The following is a 20760-nucleotide window of genomic DNA, read 5'->3' as shown; positions in this document are numbered from 1 at the left end:
AAATCTGACTCTGACGCGGGATGGAGCAGCCCGGTAGCTCGTCAGGCTCATAACCTGAAGGTCGCAGGTTCAAATCCTGCTCCCGCAACCACTTCGGTCGAACAGAGTCTCGAACAAGCCGCCTCAGGGCGGCTTTGTTCATTTTGGGCCACTGCGCAACTCGAAGCACTCTGGAAGCAACAGGGGAGAATTCACCCTGTGATGAATGGTAAGCGTTGCATCAAGCCTCCAATTGGCCCACTTATCGTTCATTCTATTAAGCTGTATGGTGGCGCTACGCGCCACTAATCAACAGTGATTCAGGTGCTGTTTGACACCGGATCGCATGAGCACCACTTAAGCCATTCAAGCGGTAGCCCGATTGAAGTAAAATCATTTCCCAACTAATGACCGAGGGCCACACAGCTGCCGCTCGCTGCGGTTGCAGCACTAGGCCCTAAACACGGCAGCTTTGCGCTGAGAGCGGTCTTGGGAAAGCTTCGCGATCGGCCCTGAGCCAATATACATTGCAGAAAATACTGCTGTAGTACCGCGTCTGCAAAGCGGAAATTGGGTAAACATACAACATCTGGGGGCCAGTGCGGCAGTACAGAGTCTGGATTCCGACTGAAGCCCTCCCCTTTCCTTTACGCCCCAAAAAGCTTCTTCAAGGAAATTGAATGCGGTGTCACACTAAACGAGCTCTCTAACGTCAACTACGCTGCCCAACAGCCCATTCAGGGCGGGTAATGAATGCCTCACTGCACTGAGCATTTTTTCCCGGCGGAGAAAGTTTGCAGTTTGCATGTTCACCCAATCTCGAAATTCCACCGGATCTTCGGGGCCATTCTGAGAGGCTTCCTGCGCAAGATCACCAATTCGACCGATGACCTCGAGAAATTCTGACTTAGTTCGATGCCCAAGTTTAAGAAAGTAGTAGTCATCGCCGGATGCTCTAAACACGATGCAGGGCAGATCAGGATGCTTTATATCAAGATGGTTTATGACTGCTCTGGCGAGCTGAATTCCATATTGATGCTCGTTGGTATGATTCACTGTGTAGCCGTTCCCCTCGTGAGGTATAAGCAAGTGGAAGGAGCTCCCTACATGTGCGTCAAATCCCTCTCGAGCAGCGAGAACCCACTCAAGCTTTTCGCGACTATAACTGTGATCAACGTAGGTGCCAACCAAAGCTCGTTGGCGCTCGAATTCCTCAATCTGGTCCTGCGTTTCAATCAAGAACATTTTTCAAAAGATTTCCCATTTTACTGCTTCACTTAGAGGTATGCCTTAATGCAAGGGCGCTCATTTCAAAGTCGCATTCACTGCGCTGATAAGCTTCTTCCATTGCTCCCGCTCACGTTCGCTCAAGTCCGAAGCCTCATGATCGCGTGACCAACGAACAAATGCTTTCGCAAGCCGGTACTTCGAGAAGTCCTTAATCTCACTCTCGAAAATGCTAACGAGTGGTCTTTGTTGTTGCTTACCGGCCTTATCGGAAATGTCCCAACCGAGTTCTGATTTTGCGATGTCGATCAGCGTATCTCGAAGAAGGTCTTCTACTTCTGCGGCTTTGACCTCATCCTGCAGGTAATCTTTTGTTCTAAGAATGCCCTTGTTTCCAAGTGTATGGACAAGAGTATCCTGCTGTGCCGCCTGATCTCCTGCGTTGTCAGAATCGAGAAGAGCTGCCACCTTAAAGCCTTGCGCGTGGAGAATCGTCGCAAAATATACAACCTTTCCTGCCGTGTTTGCGGGAACCAAGGCAATTTTTTCGTTGAGGTTCGCGTCCTTTGAGGCGCGTAAAAGCTGCGAAACCGCCTCTAGATACCAGTAGTCTGTTAGTCCCTCCAAAACGAGGTTCTGCTTCTGTGTGAAAAGGCTCTGCGCGAGATCGTATCCAAGCGCTTCTTGCAACGGAAGCAGCGCCGCCGGATCGTTAGCCGTAATCGAGGTATGGACCTTCGTTCCCTCTTCACGACTACTCATTTCAACCACACGCACCAAATCGAGTTCATCTGGTCCGACAAGGAAGGGCGAATGCGTTGTATAGAGGGTCTGATTTCCCTCCGCGAGACGCGTAATCGTCTTGCGGAATTCCCGCTGCTTCAGCGCGTGCAAGCTCATGCCGGGCTCATCCAGCAACAAAACAGCGTTTTTGTGCTCGCCCTGAGCTTCGGCGAAAAAAACTACGAAAAACGAAACGAGCCACTGAAAGCCTTCTGAACGCTGATCAAGCTCCACTTCGACACCTAGGTCGTCCTCAACTGTTACCTTGAGATATTGCCCATCAGCTCGGAGCCGAAGTTTTGCCGCCTCCCCCTTGCTCTCATCCGGTTTCCAAACAGAACGGATTTCCCGAGTTAAGCTGACCTCGGCAGCATTCAACTGATACTGCCTTTCGTCGAGTTTCTCTCGAAATGCCTCTAAGGCCTCCGGATCGTTCGCATCGGGGTCAGCCGACGCTCCCATCTCGGAGAGCTCCTTTGCGTTGAAGCCCAACAGGTTTAAAAGGCAAACATTCCCATAGTCGTAGCGTTCATCGTCAAGCGTGCCATTAGTGATCCTGGTCGCAAGTTGGTTCAAGTGAATGAGCGGGCGAACGCGGAAATAGTTGCTGAAAAGGACGAAAACAGGCACACGATCTCGCAAGGCCTGAACCGCCGCGTTTCGCGCATCGCCTATCTCGATGCCCGCCTTTAGATTATCGAACCGCGTTTCCTCTTTCTCGTTGTCTTCGTCAATGAGCGGAAAGACAGCCTCCAACCAATCTCGTAAGGCTTGGGCTTTTTTTCCTTCAATCATGTGAAAGCCATGCCATCCCTCAGTCGCCGCCTTAAGCGACTCTGTCGGGGATTGCTCGGAACTGTCTTCTGAAGGGGTGAACTGCTTGTCTGCGTGTGCGGCGAGGCGGATCAGATCCTTTTCCAGATCCTTATAGGCCTTCTTGGCAGGCGCGCCGGTTAGCCTATGGCCAGTCGTGTTGTCTAGATTGCGCCAAAGAGTATAGTTCGCGTCCTTCATCCCTTCCGGGAGATACTCACGATCATCGTCATCCAGCTCAAACTCTGCCTCAACCACCCGAACATCGGCTGGATCGACCTCGCCCAAAGTAATCTTGTTGTAGTGCGCGCGCGGATAGTCCCTTAGCGCGCTGAGAGGCTTGACACCTTCCGGGGGATTGAGATGCTGGATCGCTTGAAGAAGCGCTGTTTTTCCCGCCTCATTTGGGCCGACCAAAATAGTTTTGTCACCATCGAGCTCAAATTCTTCGCTGTCTATAACCGACCGATAACTTTGGACGTGAACTTTTTTGATTTTCATACTACTACTCTTCGAGTTGGGCCCTAATTGTTAATGGTCGCCCCGTATTGGCAATTTCTCGGGCAGCCTAAATTTGAAAGATCACACAACTTATCCGCTTATATTTCAAGCGATTTCTAGCCGCATTGATTGCGCCAAATATCGAACTACAAAAAGCCGAAATTGCGACCATTCAACCGCTGCGGATGCTCGGTTCACGCCCAGTATGCTGGCAGCCCACGTCTGCTTTGGGCTGCGACCTGCTGAATGCAGATGCAGCGCTCAAACCACATGGCAATGGCCGATAAGGGCTCATCTTCTTGTTCGAACTCGCCGCAGAGAAAGTCGGTAGTGAGCCCAAAGATACAGCGGTTATAGGCCGTTAATTTGAACTCTGGTTAGATCTCGCGCGTGCTTTCTATCATCCACTCAAGATATTCACCGTTGGCTTGGTCAACATCAATCGAGAGAATACTGGGCGTCTCATAAGGGTGCATCCTGCGGATCGCTTCAACGACTACGCCAAAAAGCTCCTTTCGGGTCTTCAGCAGAAGTGGGACCTCCTGCGCAGTTACGATTTTTCCCTTCCAGAGATATTTACTGCTAGTTGCAGTGTAGCGGTTCGATGAGGAAACCAAACGCTCTTCAAGAAGCCTGTCCGCGATCTGGTCAGCGACTTTCTCGGATGGGCAGTTGACCCAAATTTTGACTATCATCTGCAATCTCACAAACGCTAAATCTGAGTTCTTAGTCTAACACCGGACCATTCCGACGCCATTGTTACTCCTACAACGTATCACCGCCATCTGCGTACCACTCAGAGAATGTCCGGTTTACGTGGTTCGCGACCTGCCGAATGAGCGAAAGACCCAGGTGTGATCAAGGTCCGGTAAGGGCTCTTAGCGATGGAGCCAGCCAAAGTAGGAAATCTATCAGTCACTGAACTCTCAGGGCTTCAGTCGAAAGCTCATGGATCGCAACAGCGCAGCTAGTTCTTGTTTTTTAACCGACACTCAAGAGGTGCGTTCCAAGGCAAGAGTTTGTCGTAGTCGAGGGCGTTAGCGCTTTGAGCAATAGTATCGAACAGCCACAAGAAATACTTCTGAACATTGATCCCATTCAGCTTGCAGGTCTCGACAAGCGAAGAATAGATAGCCCACATCTCACCGCCTTCCTCGCTACCTATAAACAAGGCGTTTTTGCGCAACAGGATTGTCGGCTTGAACATCCGTTCAACCGGGTTGGTATCCAGGTCGATGAAACCGTTTTCGACAAACCGCGTAAGATCTCGCCAATGCCGGAGCAAATAGTTGACAGCTTTACCCATACTGGACCCTCGCAGATGATGCGGTTTCATATGTAGCAATCGCTCCATTAGCCGGTTCAAAACCGAGCTAGCGAGCTGTTTCCGTACCGCTGACCTCGCGTTTGGTGGCTTACCTCGAATATCACGTTCAATGCTGTATAACTCATCTACTATACTGACGACTTCAGCGGCATCAGGCGTGCGGTTGAATTCAAACTCATCTGTAAACTTGCGCCGAGCGTGTGCCCAACAGTTGGCCGGGGTGATGTTGGCTACTGGGGTTCCGGGAAAACCAAACCGAGCATACCCGCTGTATGCATCTGTTTGTACGACCGATGTTACGCCTGCAAGTATATCGTGGATGTATTTCATCCCACGCCCCGGACGATGAAAGTAAACTACGCTGGGTGGTAGATTTCCACCAAAGGAGCGGTCATCACGATGAAGCGCGTACAGGTAGCTGGTTTTTGTCTTCCCATTCCCCTGAACCAGGATTGGAAGCGTCGTCTCATCCATGAACAAGCGCCTGGAGTTGAATTTGATATCCTTGGCCAGCGCATCAAAAAGTGGACGCAGTTTCTTCAGCGCAATCGCCGCCGCCCATCGAGTCATGGTGGAGCGGACAAGATTTACGCCCTCCGCCGCGAGCATTTTTTCCAACCGATGCCACGGCAGGTACCACCCAAAACGGGCAGTAATGAGATGCGCCATTAGTGTGTGTTCGCACGTTGTTTTCGGTAAGATCGCAGGCGCGAACTTCGTACGTACAATTGCCCCCTTAGCATCGTTGGCCAGACGACAACGGTACATCGCGTAACGCTTCACTTGGCGATAATATCGAGCTGGGACACACACCAGGGTTTCCTTCGTCTCCCAATCGAAGAAAGTTCCGCCACATCCGCAGGGGCAAGTTTTGTCCTCGGTTATGACGTCCACATTTACAAGTTCGAGTTTCTCACCGTAGTTCTTCTTCCCCCGACCGTTCCGATTGCGTGGTTTACTTGGTTTGTCACGATTAGGAGGAGACATTGGGGCCGAGGCAGCTTGCCGCTCGTTAGTTTCGTCTGGTGGTGTCTGTGGATGCGTATCTTCGGTTTCGGGCTTTTGATCAGCGTTTGCTCCAAATTTCATCTTGTTGAGCTTGGCGATTTCGCGTCGGAGCTTTGTGATCTCAGCCTGATGAACCCTGTTGCGCGCGAGCGATTTCTTGAGCTTTTCGGACAGCTCCTCAATCTCGATGAACAGCTCGCTGAAAACAGTCTCAATTTGCCCGACAAGCAAAGATGGATCGGGATATGCTCCCGCCATTAAATCTTCTTTCAACTTGTCGACACGATCGCGCATAATTTTTGCGAAGAACTCTCCGCTATCCCAAAAGCTACTGTGCCGCTGCGCCGCCAATTTGTTGGCGCAGGGCTTGACTTATCTCAGGTTGCTATGGGATGAAGAGGAATATCGTGACCAACGATTTTAAGAGCTCGGTTAGGACGCCAATCCGCCGGGCTCAACCTTTTCAGGGCCCTGATTTTTAGGGACTCATTTCGATTTTCCTGCGTAGTCGGGATAGCGCTCCGGCCAGATTTCACCGGGATGAACGCCGATCTTCTTGGCGATCAGTTCCTGCACTTTGGCCGAGACCGATCGGGAGTTACTAACTGACAAAACCGTACTGTGGCTCAGCCCTAGCTCACGAGCGACCTCATTGAAGTTGCTGCCAGCTCTCTGAAGCAAGAATTTCGTTCTCAAGTGTCTGGCTTTGAAATCCGGCACATCACGCTCGCAATTCGTGGTTTTCACAACTGTCGAATCACAAACCTGAAGTCAGATCAATAAAAAGCGCCCGAGTTGGCGTTATTTGCTTGAAACTACGGTGAAAACATCCAAACAGTCTTATTGCACGATTCACCGGACTTTTCAGCAGGAGTGAAATGAGAACGCTTTGGATCTTCGATGATCACGTATATCTCGTTCGGGATGGTACCGGTATTCCGTCAAGCGCCGAGGAGTTTCTAGAGCCGATCAAACGGACCGGATCGTTGCGCGCGCTAAAAGAGGTTTTTCCCGCGCGTAGGGGCGCTTTGTTGGAGGCGCTTGAGCGGTTTGGATTTGATTTTGACAGACTGCTGAGAGAAGATTTCGAGCAGGAGCATTCAGATGTCCAAATCGCCCGAAGGCACGGCGTCGATGCAAAGTGGATACAGGCTCAGCGACGAAGGCTAGGGGTTCCGGCCCACATGGGCCGACCTTCGAAACATCCTTCCGATGCGGAATTGGCCGAGGCATTCCGCGAAACACAGCAAAATTACTCCGAGGCCGCTAAGCGACTGGAAATGGATCGCGCGACGTTCACGAAGCGATACCATGAGATGCTTAACCGAAGGCGGCGGTAACTATTGTCAGCCAACCTCTACTACTATCATTCAATCCGTTCTGCAGGATGGGAACGAAGCGTTTTGGGTAACGAAAGTACCCTTTCGTTCAGGGCGCAGAAAATGACCGCAAAGAGCCCACACCGGAAGTCCTTATTTTGTGCTGCGTGCGCTCGCAGCACGGATTGTGCTGCATTGGCGAAGGTTTTGATGCTGCAACACGGTGTAAGAAGCAGCCATTCGCGCAATCTGGAGCTTTGGTGTGGCATTCAAGGATCAGGTCGCGGAGCTTCCCACGTCAAAAAACCAAGGCAAAAAAGCTAAACACCATCGATGGGCTACAGCGTGTCGACCCGATGCTATGCTCCAGACGTCAGCGCGGCGCTGACGTCTGGGTTTGGAGGGAGGATTGGAGGGCATGTTATGCCACGAGTCCAACTTCCCGCAGTCACCCCAAAACGCAAAGCTTGGAACAAAGGGCGGATAATCGGCCAGAAACGGCCGCTGTTTCCCAAACAAGTTTGGGCAATCCGCGCTCGGCTCGAGATTGCAGGCTACCTTCGCGACCTCGCGCTGTTCAACGTCGCGATTGATAGCAAGTTGCGAGGGTGCGACTTAGTCAAACTCGCCGTGACCGATTTGGTCAGAGATGATCGCGTTCGCGAACGAGTGTCGGTGATCCAAAGCAAAACCAATCAGCCGGTTCGGTTTGAACTGACTGAAAACACGAGAGAAACGGTTACTGCTTGGGTTAGATCGCCTGAAATGATCGGCCGCCTTTTCGTGTTTCCCAGCCGATTTCATGACCGACCTCACATCTCCGCGCGGCAATATGCTCGACTTGTTCGTGATTGGGTGACTGCAATTGGACTGGAACCCAGCGGTTACGGCACTCATTCGCTCCGTCGGACCAAAGCTGCCGAGATATATCGCAAGACTGGCAACCTTCGCGCGGTGCAGCTTCTGCTTGGTCACACAAAAGTTGACAGTACGGTGCGATATTTAGGCGTTGAGTTGGAAGATGCTCTGAGTATTGCGGAGCGCATCGATATCTAAGCAATGTTGGCGAACGGTGCTTACCGTTCGCCAGATCATAAGAGATCTGAGATCACGCGACGTCGAAAACGAAATGCGAACCCATAGTCACGGATGCTGCGGTCGAAGCGGGCATTGCGGCTGTTCCCTGCGGCTGCAAAATCTGGGTTTGGTCGAATCCGCAGGGTTGTGGGACGTTCCCGTCGTCGTCAGGGTGAGCGTGCAAGAGGACGCGTCCAAAGTCAGCTAACAGCTTGCGTCTTTTCAGAAGTTCGGCGGTGAACATTCTTGATTGGGCGATGCTTTTTGTCTATTAGTGCACCATGGGATTGACGATGGCGTCGTCACTAACCGAATTCCGATTAGAGCATCCCTATCCAACCATCCTGAACGCCGGGATCTTGCTTTGCCGCTCTTGTGGTGAGGGAAGGTGCAACCGGTATGAAGCACGCTCCTCCTCGTCACACTCGGCCTGAACAGGAGTATACCGATGTCCGGAATATCCGAGTTTGGCGTTGCAGGACAGCGCCCAGATTTTTACCGTTTTCACCAAGGCGAAAAGGTGCTGCCTTTTGCCGACGCCGAATATGAAGCACGCTTGACCAAGCTGCGTGCGGTCATGGCCGATGAGGGCATTGATGCCTGCGTGTTAACCTCAATGCACAACGTCTCCTACTACTCGGGCTTTTTGTATTGTGCGTTTGGTCGGCCTTACGCTCAGGTGGTCACAGCGACCGAAACCGTCACGTTCAGCGCAGGCATCGACGCGGCACAGCCCTGGCGTCGTGGCTATGGTGACAACATCACCTACACTGATTGGCAGCGGAACAACTATTGGCGTGCGATCCAGTCTGTGACGGGGTCCGGTAAGGTAGTCGGATTCGAAGGGGATCACATTTCCTATACACAACTGGGCTTGATGGATGAATTCCTGGCACCCTCTGTCAAGAAAGACATCGCGCCGACAACCATGCGGTTGCGCATGCACAAATCTGAGGCAGAGATCGAACTGATCCGAGCAGGTGCCGCGACAGCGGACGTTGGTGGATATGCCATCAAGGACGCGATCAAAACCGGAGCGCGCGAGATCGACGTTGCCATGGCCGGACGCGATGCGATGGAATTGGAGATTTCCAAACGGTTCCCAGATTCTGAAATCCGCGACACATGGGTCTGGTTCCAGTCTGGCATTAACACCGATGGCGCGCACAACCCTGTGACCTGCCGCAAACTAGAGCGCGGTGACATCCTCAGCCTCAATACCTTCCCGATGATCTCGGGCTACTACACGGCGCTCGAGCGCACACTTTTCGTCGAGGAGGTGGATCCGGCCAGCCTCAAGGTCTGGGGAGCGAATGTCGCTGCCCATGAATACGGAATGAGCTTGCTCAAGCCGGGTGTGTCCTGCGCCGAGGTCACGCACAAGATCAACGACTTCTTTGCGGAGCGCGACATGCTGCAGTACCGGACCTTTGGATATGGCCATTCCTTTGGCGTTCTGTCGCATTACTATGGCCGTGAGGCAGGGCTTGAGCTGCGGGAAGATATCGACACTGTGCTTGAACCGGGGATGGTGATCTCGATGGAGCCAATGCTGACGATTCCTGATGGCCAGCCCGGCGCAGGCGGCTACCGCGAGCATGACATTCTGGTCATCACCGAAGACGGTAACGAGAACATCACCGGTTTCCCCTACGGACCGGAGCACAACGTCGTCGGGTAAACAGTCCTGATCCAAGGTATGAGCGGCTACAGCTGCTCATACCGGCTCTAGCTGTGAGCTTTCAGCAGGTTGTCCATTCGATCCAGACCGAGTTGGTTGGAGTTACCAAGCACCAACCTTGTTCGGAGGGATCGAATGAACGTGCACAAGAATGCCAGACTGACGCCATTGGGTCGAGAGCGGCTAGTGGGGATGATTGCATGCGGGATGAGTTTTGCGCAGGCTGGGGCGATCTGCGGCTGCTCTGCCAAGACGGCCACGAAGTGGTGGCGGCGGTATGAACAGGAGGGGCGCGAAGGTTTGCAGGATCGCAGTTCACGCCCTTATTCTCTGCGCAATCCTACGCCTGATGACGTGGCAGACCGGATCATCGCCTTGCGCCGTCAGCGTCTTACCGGGGCACATATTGCGGCAAGGACCGGCGTTTCGGCGGCGACGGTCAGCCGGGTTCTGCGCAGGGCGGGCCTTTCGCGGCTACGCGATCTGGAGCCTGCCGAGCCTGTACGCCGGTATGAACGCGATCATCCCGGCGACATGATCCACCTCGATATCAAGCGTCTTGGCAAGTTTGAGCGCGCCGGGCACCGCATCACGGGCGACAGGACAGGCCAGTCGAACAGCCGAGGGATCGGCTGGGAACATGTGCATGTCTGTGTCGATGACGCCTCGCGCCTGGCCTTCACCCAGGTCCATCCCGACGAAAAGGCGGTGAGCGCGGTGGCGCACCTGAATGCGGCGGTGGCCTGGTATGCGTCCATCGGGGTGAAGGTTGCGCGGGTGATGACAGACAATGGGTCGTGCTACAAATCTCATGCTTTCAAGGCCGCCTGTGCCGAGCTTGGCATCCGCCACATCCGCACCAAACCCTACACGCCCAAAACCAACGGAAAAGCCGAGAGGTTCATCCAGACTGCTCTGCGTGAATGGGCCTACGCCCGAGTCTATCAGACCTCAGACGACCGCGCCGCCGATCTGCCGGTCTGGACCCACCTCTACAATTGGCACCGCCCACACACGGCGCTAAAATCAAAACCACCCATCAGCCGGCTAGACTTTGATCGGAACAACCTGTTGAGGTTCCACATCTAGCGCGACACTATTTGTTGTTGCCCACCGTTTTGAGCCGCCCTCGGTGCCCATAGGGTGTTTCGCCGTATCGCTCTTTGTAATGCCGTGAGAATACGTTGTTCGAGTTGAACCCTGACGCCATGGCAACTTCCATGACACTCAGGTTGGTTTCTGTAAGCAATGTGCGCGCGCGTTCCAATCTGATGTTGCGATAGGTTTGCGCCGGAGCCTCGTTCAGCAATTGTCTGAACTGACGTTCAATCTGACGGCGCGAAATACCCGCGCTTGTGGCAAGTTCATCGAGCGTCAGCGGGTCCTCGATATTGTCATACATGGCCCGCAGAACAGCAAGGATACGAGGATTGCGAGAGCTGATGGCCTTGGCGATTGAGGAGCGCTGTTCGCTGCGGGTCGCGACATCGGGGCCGTTCAAACACATATCCGAAACGGCGATTGCAAAGTCTTCGCCATAGTCTTCGGCGATGATCGAAATCATCATTTCAGTTGCCGCAACACCACCACCGCAAGTCAGCAGACTTCCGTCCCTTTCGAACCTCTGTGGTGTGGGCTCCAGATCGGAAAATGCCTCAACAAATCCGGGCTGGTTTTCCCAATGAAGGGTGAAAGTCTTGTCCCTGAGAAAACCCGCGCGCGCGAGGGTCGCAGCACCGGTGCAGATGCCGCCAAGCTTGCCGCCAAACCGGGCGTGGCGGCGTATGCCCCCCAAGACATCGTCGGAGGCCGCCTGAATACTATTGTTGCCCGAACAGACAAAGAGGTAGGTATCGGGGTTCAGATCGTCCAGGCTGCCATGCACATCAATATCGATGCCGGAGGATGACGAAACAGCCCTGCCGTCATCTGAGATGGCCAGCCATCCATAGAGTGGTTTTTGGGACAGCTGGTTGGCGATGCGCAGAGGATCCAGAGCAGCGCTGAACGCGAGCAAAGTGAATTGGGGCAACAGCAGGAACCCGAACCACCGGGTTGCCTTGGGATCCTTGACCGGATAGCTGAACGCCCCCGCGGGCACGAGATCCGGCCGATCTACAGTCATGCTCTCGTTTTTGATCACAGGACGCGATTACTCCGCGATGTCCTCTGCCCAGAGCTCCGGTTTTTCATCGATGAAGCGCTGCATCAGAGCAATGCAATCGGGGTCATCTGCGACTATCACTTCAACGCCTTTCGAGCGTAGGAACTCTTCGTTCCCGCCGAAGTTGGTGTTTTCGCCGATCACCACGCGCGGGATGCCGAATTGAATGATCGTCCCGGTGCACATCATGCACGGGCTGAGCGACGTATAAAGCGTCGTGTCGCGATAGGTCTTCTGGCGGCCGGCCTTGCGCAACGCATCCATCTCGCCATGGGCAATCGGGTCGCCTTTTTGGACACGTTGATTGCGCCCTTGGGCTACGACTTCGCCGCCGCGCGCCAGCACTGAACCTATCGGGCACCCGCCTTCTTCAAACCCGGCTTTGGCCTCGTCGTAAGCGATGCGCAGCAAGCGTGTGTCGTCAGCGTTCATGTCTTGTCCCCCAGGATTGGCCCGTCGTAGTAGGGCAGCCGTTCAACGCTTGGCATCCAGGTGCCATTCTCCTGCAACTGGTCCATATGATCGGCAATCTCGTCAAGGGTGGCAAACCAGACGTCTTTGGTTTCCTGCGTTTTGGCAATCCATGCTTCAACCTGCTTCCACCGCGCCAATCTCCCTGTGAGAAAAGGATGGATGATCAGCATAAAGAAACCACCGGCGTCATACTGCGCCTCGAATTCCTCCCAGAAACCGCTGAGCCCGTGCGACGGGCTTGCAACTGGCATCATGTACCCAATCTCGTCGTAATGCGCGAAGGGGGGCCAGTCGTCGGTACCCCAATGCACAGGCATTTCGTAGAGAGATCCATTGGCCGTGTCCAAACGGTACGGAATGTCGTCGGCCATCATTGAGCTGTCATAGCGAATGCCGTGTTCGATCATCAGATCGACGACTTCCTGCGTTATGTTGTAGACCGGTGCACGGTAACCACGCGGCTTTTGCCCGCAGATGCGCATATGCGCATCGAGCGTGCGCTCGAACCACTCGCGCTGCTCCCCGCGTGTCTTTATAGGGTCTTCGTGCAAGTATCCGTGGTGGCCGATCTCGTGCCCGTCTTTCAGGATCGCCTCGGCCACATCCGGGTAGGTCTCCAAACACCAGCCGGGGATGAAGAACGATTGCTTCAGGCCCAGACACCGGTAGGTGTCGAGGATGCGGGGTAGCGCGACCAGAGGGCCATAGCGGCCCATTGAAATGGGGTAGAGCCGGTCGTGGCTGTCTTCGGGCTTGGCGATGTGGATCAGGCTGTCCGCATCCATGTCGAACGTAATTGCCACGGCGCATTTGGCACCATTGGGCCAGGGGATGGGGTTGCGGATCACATCGTCAGCTTTCGTTCAGGACGTGGGCGCTTTGCGTGTCCCACGACAGCCAGATTTCATCACCAGAGTGCAGATCGAACTTGGACAGTTCGCGTTCCTGCATCTGGACCTTGAATTCATGGCCCTGCGCGTCTTCGAGGAACAGGGTGACCATGGAGCCGACGAATTCTTCAGAAATCAGCTTGCAATACGCCTTGTTCCCGCCGACGGGTTCTTCTGATGCGATGTGCACCAGATCGGCGGAGATCACGAAGCTGGCGTTGTGGTCTTCGACCAGCTGCACCTCGTTCGTGGGTACTGTGAATTCGCCAGAGGTGGTTGTGATGCGCGCCGTACCGCCGTCAACAGATTTGACTTTGCCTGCCAGAATATTGTTGCGGCCCACAAACTCGGCGACGAACTGGTTTGCAGGGGCGCGGTAGATTTCCTTGGGCGTGCCGATCTGACCAATCTCGCCTTTGCCCATGATGATGACGCGGTCGGCCATCGCAAAGGCCTCGGACTGGGAGTGGGTCACGTAGACAAAGGTAATCCCCAACTCGCGCTGAAGGTCCGTGAGGACGGCCTGCATGCGAATTACCAAATGAGCATCCAGAGCTGACAATGGTTCGTCCAAGAGCAGGATCTGTGGCTCCATCACCAGCGAACGAGCCAGTGCAACACGTTGCTTCTGGCCACCTGACAAGGTCGAAATATGGCGGTTCTCAAATTCGAGGATCCCCATTTTGTCGAGCCACTTTATCGCACGCTCTTTGCGTTCCGCCTTGTCAACGCCACGCATCTTGAGACCAAATTCGACGTTTTCGCGCGCCGTCAGGAATGGGAAGAGCGCGAGTGACTGCCAAACCAAAGGCGTGTCGCGCTCGTGCGGGGCAACGTCATTCATCACTCGATCATTTAGGCGAATCTCGCCGTGCGTCGGCGCTTCGAGGCCAGCCAACATGCGCAAAGTTGTGGTCTTGCCGCAGCCGGATGGCCCCATGATTGCGAGGAACTCACCTTCGCGGATTTCGAAATCCAGTTCTTTAACTGCAACGAAATTGCCGAAGTGCTTTTGTACTTTGTCAAAGACAACCAGCGGTTTGCTCATGCGTGCAGGCCCTTGATTTGGCGGCTGGCGAAGAAGAGCTGTGCCAGCACAACCAGCGTCATTGATGTGAGGAAGACGAATGTCCCGATGGCGTTGACCTGCGGGTCAATATTGCCCTGAACGATTTCGAGAACGACCACGGGCAACGTAGAATTCAGGCCAGAGACAAACCATGACACAGCAAATTCGTCGAAGGAGACAGCGGCCGTCAGGAACAGGCTTGAAAAAATGGCAGGCTTGCAGAACGGCACGATCACATGCCGCATGGTCTGCCATTCCGATCCGCCCAGGTTCCATGCAGCGGATTCGAGGTCCGGGTCCATTTGGTTCAGCCGCAGGCGGATCACAGCCATGGCAAAAGGTGCTGTCAGCACGCTGTGCGCAATGATGATCGAATAAAGCTGCCCGGACATCCCGATCTTGGACAGCCACGCAAGCATGGCCAGCGCCATGATGATCAGCGGAATCGTGGGCGGCAGCAGGATCAGCGCAAGGTACGGGCCTTTGAATCGGAAGTTGTACCGGAAGTCGGAATAGGCCGTGCAAAAGCCTAGGAATGTCGCGATCACAGCCGTTGAGCAGGAGACGATCAGGCTGTTGCGCGCGGCTTTCCAGATGTCCGGATCGGCCAGGACCTTAGCGTACCATTCGGTCGAAAACTCACCCAACGGGATCGTCGGGAAGCGCTGCGAGTTGAAGGAAAAGATCATGCTGAAGATGATGGGCGCAAATACGAAGGCGAAGATCAGGACGACATAGATGCCAAGGATAAAGTTGAGGGATCGGCTCTGTTTCATTTTGCGCCCTTCCCCTTGCGATAGGCCAAAGCAATGCCGGTGAAGGCGATGGCAAAGAGCGTAACCATCATCATGATCGCGACAACGGCTGCGCGCGGCCATTGCTGGCCGGACTTGGTGGTATCGAGGATCAGGATTGGCAGGGTCGGTTCCTGCGATCCGCCCAGATAGAAGGGTGCCACAAAGTCACCAAAGGACAGAATAAAGCAGAAGATCGCCGCGATGATCAGCCCGGTCTTGGACAGTGGAATGATCACCTGCCAGATCGTGCGCAGGGGCGAACAGCCAAGGTTGCGCGCCGCCTCAATCAGGTTTTTGTCGATATTGGCCATCGTGACGGTTTGCAGTATGACCACCAGCGGCAGGGTCAGAGTCATGTAGCCCACCAGCGTGCCGAAGTTGGTGTTCAGCATGGTGTAGGGGCCAAGGCCGATGTAGCCCAGCACGGCATTTACCACGCCACTTTCGGACAGAATCACGAACCATGAAAATGTGCGCACCAGATAGCTGGTGAAAAACGGAATGATCAGCAGAAAGATCGCCCAGCGTCGCGTGCTTTCAGAAGCGCGGAAGGCCAATGCAAAGGCTGCCGGAAAGGCGATACACATCGCGCAGACGGTGGACAGTGTGGCGATGCCTATCGTGTACCAATAGCTGTCCCAGAAGAACCCGCGCGTCAGCATCCGCGACCAGTTCACGAACTCGAAGGCTTCGGTCATGCGATAGTTCTTCACCAGGAAGAACGACATCGCGACCATGAACAGAACCGGCCCGACAAAGAAGATCAGCTGCCAGAAGATGATCGGCAAACGCCACGTCAGCGCATAAAGGCTTGGGCGATTTTCAGGATTGGAAGACATGGGGCTGTGCAGGGCTTTCGCGTCTTAAGGGAAAAAGGGGGCGACCTGTTGGCCGCCCTTTTTTGGTTCTTTGGGCCCTAGATCAGGCGCTCTTGTACTCGGACCAGAAGTCGTTCCAGTCCTCCAGCGTCTGCTGCTGAGGAATGTCGCGGTAATGGACCCGGCCTTCCTTGATCAGTGCGATCGGATCTTGCGGATCACCATCGACCTGGTGCGACCGCTTGGCTTCCGCCATGTCAGCCTCGATCAGGGCGGCGCGGCCAGCCTTGGTCACGCAGAAGCCGGGATAGGCCGCCATCTGTGCAGATTTCACCTGACCTGCAGGGGACATCATGTACTGGATGAACTTCTTGGCCTCTTCGGCCTTTTCGCTGCCCTTGCCGATGGAATAGCTTTCAGTGAACTGAATGCCGCCTTCCTTCGGGATCACGGACGCGACAGGCGCGCCGTCTTTTTCTAGAACGCCGGTGATCCAGTCACCGATGCCAACCATCGCCTGCATCTCGCCGTTTTTCAGGCCATTGAACGTGCCGCCATAGTCAAAGAAGCCGCCAACCTGCGAGCGCAGGCTCATGGTGGTCTCCTGAACCTTGGACCACTGATCGTCGTTCAGGTTCCAAAGGTCAGCGCCATTCCCATCATAAAGGCTCATCTGACCTAGGGTCGGCAGGTGCCAGTCAAAATGGCCCACTTTGCCCTGAAGCTCCGGCTTCCAGAAGCAGGAATAGCTTTCCGCTTCTTTCGCTGTCACGGAGTTCTTGTTGTAGGAAACACCCAAGTGCCCCCCGCGCAGGATCATGGAATACATCTTGCCGTCCGCCCAGTGGCCGGGGAACTGCGAGAAGTCTTCGTGCAGCATGTCATCCAGCGGATAATCTGCCGGGTTCATTTCTTCGATGTAGCCAGCTGCGTTCAGCTGCTGCACGAATTCTGCGTCAGACAGGATCAGATCGTAAGTGCCCGGAGGGGATTGGGCGATCAGCGCCAGCATGTTGTCGCCACCAGCATAATACTTTGGCACGAACTTCACGTTGTTTGCAGCCTCATACTCCGCAACCACATCAGCCTCTCCATGGCCGTACCACGCAAGCATGTTGATTTCGGTCGTTGCCGCCCAGGCGCGGCTGACAAATGGTGTTGTCAGAACGGCTGCGCCGCCAGCTTTCAGCAGTTGGCGGCGGTTCAAGCCCAATAGTGATGAAGTTACGGTTGGTCTGTACATTTGTGTCTCCCGGTTGGTCACTCTTTCCCAGCAAAAGAGCATTTGATTTTTCGCCGAACCATAGTGTTCAGTCTGATTTTTGTAGAATGGTATGGTAAAATGAGACTTTTAGGAAATTTATCGTTGATATGCCTTCATAATGAGCAGTTATGCGTCAATAGCGCTCGATGAGCGTTGCTCCAAGGTGTTGATCATGGCATCCATGGCCGCGTATCCGCCCGCACCCAACTGAGCCTGTCGTGCGAAAAGCCCGATGTGCAAAGGGGCAAGAACCGGCAGGCCGTCTTGTTCAGAAAAAGTGCGCATGCCGCTTTGGACCGTCGGAGCAGTCAGGCACGAAAGGCCAAGGCCATCCTGGACCGCGCGTTGAACGCCACCAATGCCGGGACTGGAGTAAGCGATGCGCCAGCTTTTTCCCACCAACTTCAAAGCGGTAGCCATACGGTCGCGGTACACACAACCAAAGGGGTGCGCGACAAGGGGGATGTCAGCATGTTCCGGGATCTCGAACCCGTTGGCGCCAACCCAGGTTGGTTGTTCTTTCCAGTTGCGGAATAGGAACTGCTGGTCGTCCCCGTCGAACAATGCCACGGCGATATCGATTTCGTTGCTCCGCATGGCCGCCAGCAGATGCTTGGACAGATCACATCGAATTTCGATCTGTGTATCGGGGAATTGTCGGACAACGTCCGTCAAACAGGCTTGCAGGGTGTTGACCGCATAGTCCACAGGCAACCCCACCCGCAATCTTGCTGCGGGATCACGCTGCTCAAACTCCGCCATTGCCAGATCGTTCAGGCGCAGAATCTGGCGCGCATGTATGGCCAGAGCCTCCCCCCGCTCCGTGAGCGATATCTCTTTGCCCTTCCGCGCAATGAGCGGATAGCCAACCGCTTCTTCCAAGCGCTTCACTTGCAGGCTGATGGCAGGTTGCGTCCGACCAAGTATCTCGGCCGCGCGCGTGAAACTTGCCACCTCAATGACAGTGATGAAAGCTCTGAGGAGCTCTGTTGAAAGGTTGACCGCGCCCATACGAGAACATTAGCGCTGAAAATGTATAGCGAACAACGATAAAGTTGCTTTATGCAAATCGTATGATCACCCTCTATTCGAACAAGACGCTGACGGACTCTCCATTCGCGATCCGTGTGATCGCCTTGGCGAACATTGGCGCAATCGAAATCTCGCGAATTTTCGATGATGCGGTGACCGCTTCGGTAGCGCAAATTGTGTCGGTGATGACCAGGGACGTCAGATCAGATGCATTGATCCTGTCGACAGCCTTGCCGGACAGGACCCCATGGGTGATGTAAGCAGAAACTTCCGCCGCGCCATTTTCGAGCAGCGCCGTCGCGGCATTACAGAGCGTACCGCCAGAGTCGATAATGTCATCGACCAACATGCAGGACTTGCCAGAGACGTCCCCGATTATGTTCATGACTTCAGACGAGCCGGGCTTGTCGCGGCGCTTGTCTACAATTGCGAGGCCAGTCGAGAGACGTTTCGCCAAAGCGCGTGCGCGCACTACACCGCCTACGTCCGGGGATACGACCATCACATTGTCGCGGTCCTTTTGCTTTTCGATATCCCGCACGATTTCGGGCACCGCGTAAAGATTGTCGGTGGGAATGTCGAAGAAACCCTGAATTTGCCCTGCATGCAGATCCATAGTTAGCACCCGATGCGCGCCCGCCTGCGTGATCATGTTCGCCACAAGCTTTGCCGTGATCGGCGTGCGCGGGGCTGATTTGCGGTCCTGACGGGCATAGCCGAAATAGGGGATCACGGCGGTGATCCGCCCGGCAGAGGATCGGCGCAGCGCGTCGATCAACACCAGCAGCTCCATCAGGTTGTCGTTGGCTGGATAGGACGTTGATTGGATGACATAGACGTCATCGCCGCGCACGTTTTCCTGTATCTCGACAAAGACTTCTTCGTCGGCAAACCGACGCACGTTACACTCAGCCAGAGGGACACGCATATGCGCGGCAATCGCTTCAGCAAGCGGACGGTTACTGTTTCCACAGATCAATTTCATCTGTCGAGCCCCTCTGGTCAGAGTTTGATTGGATGTGCGCCGGGTTCAGGCCTTAGACCGGGAACGCCATCTCGGGTTTGTAGGTCTTGAAGCTTTCCAGATACTGCGCATTGGCCTGGCGCTGCCATTCGGTGCCGGGCTGGATCGCGGTGACGACCTTGTACTTTTCGCGATAGGACTTCGTATTGTCATTCTCTTCCATGACAATCGCCACCATGCCCGCAACTTTGCCCTTCTGCTGTTCAACCAGCTGGACAGCACCATGCATCGTGCCGCCGGTTTCAACCCACTGATCCACCAGCAAAACCCGCGTTCCGGGTGCAAAGGCGGGCGTGCGCATTTCCATCGACTGGGTTTGACCGGAGTAGTTGGTCATAGACGCGCTGTCTGTATCCACACAGAGCTTTCCGGGTTTGCGAATGGGCAGAAACCCCTTCCCGATACGGGCCGCGATGCCCGCCGCCAGAACAAAGCCCATCGCATCAAGGCCCGCGACGACGTCAATCTCATCGGCATCTAGATCAGCCACCAGATCATCCAGCAGATCATGATACGCCTTGCCGTTGATGTAGATTGAGGTCGGGTCAAGCCATGCAAACTTGTCGCCTTTGGTGTTCGGGGCCATCAGCGAGAAGTACCAACGGTCGTCTCTGGGTCCTTTGTCTTGAGCCATCTTTTCTCTCCCTTATGTCTGTGTGAGGTCCATGAGCCGCTTCAGGCGCTCAGGATCAATATTGTAGAAATCGCCGTCAAAATTGATGCCGGTCGCGACCATGAAAAGATCAACCGCATCTGCATATTGCGCTGCGTTTTCAGGTGTGATGCCGGATGCAAGGCCAAGTGCCGTGTCGCCGCAATGCGCGCGAAACGTGTCGATCTTGCCAACATCGGCTGCGTGGCCAGTCGCCACGCCGGAGGTCACAACGACGTCCATGTAGTGCGTCGCGATGCGCGCGCTTTTGCCATACTGTGCTGGATCAACGTCGCGCTGCTTTTTGAATGCGGTGCCGCCGATATAAAGCCCGGTCCAACCGCTTCCTTCGCGGATGGCCGCGATCTCATCTGCTTCGGGCTGATCATCTTCCGCACGGCGTTCATCCATACGTGCGTCATCGGCCCAGTAACCATCGACCTTGCACCCTTCAGCTTGCATCTCTCCCAGAATTGGGAAGGCAAACTTGCCGGTGACCGCCAGAAAATTCACCCCGAGCCAAATGTCCGGGAACGCCTGCCGCATCTCCTTGATGATCGGGACTAGTTTCTCTTTCTCGAAGTCGTGGTTGATCAGAAAAACCCCCGGACACCCGCCAGCAATGGCTGCTTTGATGTTCCGCTCGGCCTGTTCGCTGTCAAGCACATGAATGACAGGAAGAATGACAGGACCAGTTGCGCCAAAGGTCTTTTTGAAGTCGTGTCGATCCATCTCAATTCTCAATCCCGGTTATTGCGAGGACGCTATCATCGGCAATGGAATTTAGAAAATTTATTGTGCTTATTAGTTCATTTAGCTTGGAAATGAATGCATCTCGATGAGAACGCCTGCGGTTCTTTG

General features: G+C 54.5%; 20 protein-coding genes and 1 tRNA gene. 5 read left to right on the top strand and 16 right to left on the bottom strand.

Translation table 11 applies throughout. The features are described from left to right. Nucleotides 1-14 precede the first annotated feature (14 nt). Nucleotides 15-91 (top strand) — tRNA-Met (locus ACR0LL_RS13225). A 581-nt stretch (nucleotides 92-672) separates the two neighbouring features. On the opposite strand, the gene ACR0LL_RS13220 is transcribed toward ACR0LL_RS13225, so the two are convergent. From ACR0LL_RS13220 to ACR0LL_RS13200, 5 genes are all read right to left on the bottom strand, one after another. Beyond that, a complete protein-coding gene (locus tag ACR0LL_RS13220) occupies nucleotides 673-1218 on the bottom strand; it encodes a hypothetical protein (RefSeq protein WP_480587427.1) in 546 nt (181 codons plus the stop codon). Nucleotides 1219-1284: 66 nt separating this feature from the next. Then, nucleotides 1285-3303, bottom strand: coding sequence for an AAA family ATPase (locus ACR0LL_RS13215; protein ID WP_480587424.1), 2019 nt, complete (start codon nucleotides 3301-3303; stop codon nucleotides 1285-1287). Nucleotides 3304-3680: 377 nt separating this feature from the next. Next, complete coding sequence (gene cutA, locus ACR0LL_RS13210) at nucleotides 3681-3998, bottom strand: divalent-cation tolerance protein CutA (protein WP_480587421.1); 318 nt, start codon at nucleotides 3996-3998, stop codon at nucleotides 3681-3683. A gap of 272 nt (nucleotides 3999-4270) precedes the next feature. Next, nucleotides 4271-5932, bottom strand: a complete 1662-nt coding sequence (tnpC, locus tag ACR0LL_RS13205) for an IS66 family transposase (protein WP_480587418.1) — start codon at nucleotides 5930-5932, stop codon at nucleotides 4271-4273. 192 nt (nucleotides 5933-6124) lie between these two features. After that, nucleotides 6125-6319 (bottom strand): helix-turn-helix domain-containing protein, encoded by a 195-nt coding sequence (locus tag ACR0LL_RS13200; RefSeq protein ID WP_480587415.1) that lies wholly within the window; start codon nucleotides 6317-6319, stop codon nucleotides 6125-6127. A 197-nt stretch (nucleotides 6320-6516) separates the two neighbouring features. Between ACR0LL_RS13200 and ACR0LL_RS13195 the strand changes: the two genes are divergently transcribed. From ACR0LL_RS13195 to ACR0LL_RS13180, 4 genes are all read left to right on the top strand, one after another. Further along, a complete protein-coding gene (locus tag ACR0LL_RS13195) occupies nucleotides 6517-6978 on the top strand; it encodes a hypothetical protein (RefSeq protein ID WP_480587412.1) in 462 nt (153 codons plus the stop codon). A 402-nt stretch (nucleotides 6979-7380) separates the two neighbouring features. Beyond that, nucleotides 7381-8013: a tyrosine-type recombinase/integrase gene (locus ACR0LL_RS13190; RefSeq protein ID WP_050687576.1), complete on the top strand. Its 633-nt coding sequence runs from the start codon at nucleotides 7381-7383 to the stop codon at nucleotides 8011-8013. 469 nt (nucleotides 8014-8482) lie between these two features. Next, nucleotides 8483-9715: an aminopeptidase P family protein gene (locus ACR0LL_RS13185; protein ID WP_050687573.1), complete on the top strand. Its 1233-nt coding sequence runs from the start codon at nucleotides 8483-8485 to the stop codon at nucleotides 9713-9715. Nucleotides 9716-9850: 135 nt separating this feature from the next. Beyond that, nucleotides 9851-10804, top strand: a complete 954-nt coding sequence (locus ACR0LL_RS13180; protein WP_050687571.1) for an IS481 family transposase — start codon at nucleotides 9851-9853, stop codon at nucleotides 10802-10804. A gap of 7 nt (nucleotides 10805-10811) precedes the next feature. Here the strand turns inward: ACR0LL_RS13180 and ACR0LL_RS13175 are convergent, their stop codons facing one another. From ACR0LL_RS13175 to ACR0LL_RS13125, 11 genes are all read right to left on the bottom strand, one after another. Continuing rightward, nucleotides 10812-11840: a GlxA family transcriptional regulator gene (locus ACR0LL_RS13175; protein ID WP_050687621.1), complete on the bottom strand. Its 1029-nt coding sequence runs from the start codon at nucleotides 11838-11840 to the stop codon at nucleotides 10812-10814. A gap of 27 nt (nucleotides 11841-11867) precedes the next feature. Continuing rightward, the gene (locus tag ACR0LL_RS13170; protein WP_050687569.1) at nucleotides 11868-12311 is read right to left on the bottom strand and encodes a nucleoside deaminase; all 444 of its coding nucleotides are present in this window, start codon (nucleotides 12309-12311) and stop codon (nucleotides 11868-11870) included. Next, nucleotides 12308-13201, bottom strand: coding sequence for a polysaccharide deacetylase family protein (locus tag ACR0LL_RS13165; RefSeq protein ID WP_050687567.1), 894 nt, complete (start codon nucleotides 13199-13201; stop codon nucleotides 12308-12310). Before ACR0LL_RS13165 ends, ACR0LL_RS13170 begins: the two co-directional genes overlap by 4 nt. A 4-nt stretch (nucleotides 13202-13205) precedes the next feature. Continuing rightward, entirely contained in the window at nucleotides 13206-14291 is a 1086-nt protein-coding gene (locus ACR0LL_RS13160) for an ABC transporter ATP-binding protein (protein WP_050687565.1), read from the bottom strand. Then, nucleotides 14288-15088: an ABC transporter permease gene (locus tag ACR0LL_RS13155; protein WP_050687564.1), complete on the bottom strand. Its 801-nt coding sequence runs from the start codon at nucleotides 15086-15088 to the stop codon at nucleotides 14288-14290. The genes ACR0LL_RS13160 and ACR0LL_RS13155 overlap by 4 nt, the downstream gene beginning before the upstream one ends. After that, nucleotides 15085-15948, bottom strand: a complete 864-nt coding sequence (locus tag ACR0LL_RS13150; RefSeq protein WP_050687562.1) for an ABC transporter permease — start codon at nucleotides 15946-15948, stop codon at nucleotides 15085-15087. The genes ACR0LL_RS13155 and ACR0LL_RS13150 overlap by 4 nt, the downstream gene beginning before the upstream one ends. A gap of 82 nt (nucleotides 15949-16030) precedes the next feature. Beyond that, entirely contained in the window at nucleotides 16031-17170 is a 1140-nt protein-coding gene (locus ACR0LL_RS13145) for an ABC transporter substrate-binding protein (protein ID WP_050687560.1), read from the bottom strand. A 147-nt stretch (nucleotides 17171-17317) separates the two neighbouring features. Then, nucleotides 17318-18202: a LysR family transcriptional regulator gene (locus ACR0LL_RS13140; protein WP_050687558.1), complete on the bottom strand. Its 885-nt coding sequence runs from the start codon at nucleotides 18200-18202 to the stop codon at nucleotides 17318-17320. A 73-nt stretch (nucleotides 18203-18275) separates the two neighbouring features. Beyond that, nucleotides 18276-19208: a ribose-phosphate pyrophosphokinase gene (locus tag ACR0LL_RS13135; protein ID WP_050687556.1), complete on the bottom strand. Its 933-nt coding sequence runs from the start codon at nucleotides 19206-19208 to the stop codon at nucleotides 18276-18278. Between the two features lie 52 nt (nucleotides 19209-19260). Beyond that, entirely contained in the window at nucleotides 19261-19881 is a 621-nt protein-coding gene (locus ACR0LL_RS13130) for a phosphoribosyltransferase family protein (RefSeq protein ID WP_050687554.1), read from the bottom strand. Between the two features lie 12 nt (nucleotides 19882-19893). Beyond that, a complete protein-coding gene (locus ACR0LL_RS13125; protein ID WP_050687546.1) occupies nucleotides 19894-20631 on the bottom strand; it encodes a BtpA/SgcQ family protein in 738 nt (245 codons plus the stop codon). Nucleotides 20632-20760 lie beyond the last annotated feature (129 nt).

This window comes from Ruegeria sp. AI2 (genome assembly GCF_056541275.1).
The sequence above is the reverse complement of the archived record's forward strand: the minus strand, read 5'-3'. Positions and strand labels throughout refer to the sequence as shown.

Bases quoted from the DNA above. Each gene is read 5' to 3' on its own strand.
- ACR0LL_RS13145 (WP_050687560.1), bottom strand. From the start codon at position 17,170: ATGTACAGACCAACCGTAACTTCATCACTATTGGGCTTGAACCGCCGC.
- ACR0LL_RS13190 (WP_050687576.1), top strand. From the start codon at position 7,381: ATGCCACGAGTCCAACTTCCCGCAGTCACCCCAAAACGCAAAGCTTGG.
- ACR0LL_RS13150 (WP_050687562.1), bottom strand. From the start codon at position 15,948: ATGTCTTCCAATCCTGAAAATCGCCCAAGCCTTTATGCGCTGACGTGG.
- ACR0LL_RS13135 (WP_050687556.1), bottom strand. From the start codon at position 19,208: ATGAAATTGATCTGTGGAAACAGTAACCGTCCGCTTGCTGAAGCGATT.
- ACR0LL_RS13160 (WP_050687565.1), bottom strand. From the start codon at position 14,291: ATGAGCAAACCGCTGGTTGTCTTTGACAAAGTACAAAAGCACTTCGGC.
- ACR0LL_RS13170 (WP_050687569.1), bottom strand. From the start codon at position 12,311: ATGAACGCTGACGACACACGCTTGCTGCGCATCGCTTACGACGAGGCC.
- ACR0LL_RS13180 (WP_050687571.1), top strand. From the start codon at position 9,851: ATGAACGTGCACAAGAATGCCAGACTGACGCCATTGGGTCGAGAGCGG.
- ACR0LL_RS13215 (WP_480587424.1), bottom strand. From the start codon at position 3,303: ATGAAAATCAAAAAAGTTCACGTCCAAAGTTATCGGTCGGTTATAGAC.
- tnpC (WP_480587418.1), bottom strand. From the start codon at position 5,932: ATGCGCGATCGTGTCGACAAGTTGAAAGAAGATTTAATGGCGGGAGCA.
- ACR0LL_RS13130 (WP_050687554.1), bottom strand. From the start codon at position 19,881: ATGGCTCAAGACAAAGGACCCAGAGACGACCGTTGGTACTTCTCGCTG.
- ACR0LL_RS13155 (WP_050687564.1), bottom strand. From the start codon at position 15,088: ATGAAACAGAGCCGATCCCTCAACTTTATCCTTGGCATCTATGTCGTC.
- cutA (WP_480587421.1), bottom strand. From the start codon at position 3,998: ATGATAGTCAAAATTTGGGTCAACTGCCCATCCGAGAAAGTCGCTGAC.
- ACR0LL_RS13185 (WP_050687573.1), top strand. From the start codon at position 8,483: ATGTCCGGAATATCCGAGTTTGGCGTTGCAGGACAGCGCCCAGATTTT.
- ACR0LL_RS13125 (WP_050687546.1), bottom strand. From the start codon at position 20,631: ATGGATCGACACGACTTCAAAAAGACCTTTGGCGCAACTGGTCCTGTC.
- ACR0LL_RS13195 (WP_480587412.1), top strand. From the start codon at position 6,517: ATGAGAACGCTTTGGATCTTCGATGATCACGTATATCTCGTTCGGGAT.
- ACR0LL_RS13175 (WP_050687621.1), bottom strand. From the start codon at position 11,840: ATGACTGTAGATCGGCCGGATCTCGTGCCCGCGGGGGCGTTCAGCTAT.
- ACR0LL_RS13140 (WP_050687558.1), bottom strand. From the start codon at position 18,202: ATGGGCGCGGTCAACCTTTCAACAGAGCTCCTCAGAGCTTTCATCACT.